General features: G+C 49.0%; 1 pseudogene. It reads left to right on the forward strand.

What is annotated here, in order from left to right:
* A pseudogene (locus tag GR212_RS36605) lies at window positions 1–259 on the forward strand (hypothetical protein); the annotation flags it as partial.
* Window positions 260–453 lie beyond the last annotated feature (194 nt).

Consider the following 453-nt stretch of genomic DNA (forward strand, 5'->3'; position numbering starts at 1 on the left):
GTTTATGCCAGAGGGCGGCATGCCGGACATGCAGGTGCTGACCTGGGACGGTCAACTGCTGGCGCTTGAGCTGCCGCAGACCGTTGATCTGGAAATCGTTGAAACCGCACCAGGCATCAAAGGGGCATCTGCCAGCGCCCGTAACAAACCGGCGACATTGAGCACTGGTCTGGTGATTCAGGTACCAGAATACTTAAGCCCGGGCGAAAAAATTCGTATCCATATCGAAGAACGCCGTTATATGGGGCGTGCTGACTAACTTCAGCCGCATGCAGAAAAGGGATAGCTCAGGCTGTCCCTTTTTTAATTTATTATACCAATCTTCTATTTTGCGCTTCCTGAACACCTTACGCCCTCAATTTTCACTCGTTGATTGATCGCCCTCACACTTCATCGCATTAACAATCCAGACCAATTTCAATTGCTGTCATATAACTTTACACTGTCGTTGTT

Origin of the sequence: Martinezella lusitana (genome assembly GCF_010668395.1) — a bacterium.
Taxonomy (GTDB): domain Bacteria; phylum Pseudomonadota; class Alphaproteobacteria; order Rhizobiales; family Rhizobiaceae; genus Rhizobium; species Rhizobium lusitanum_A.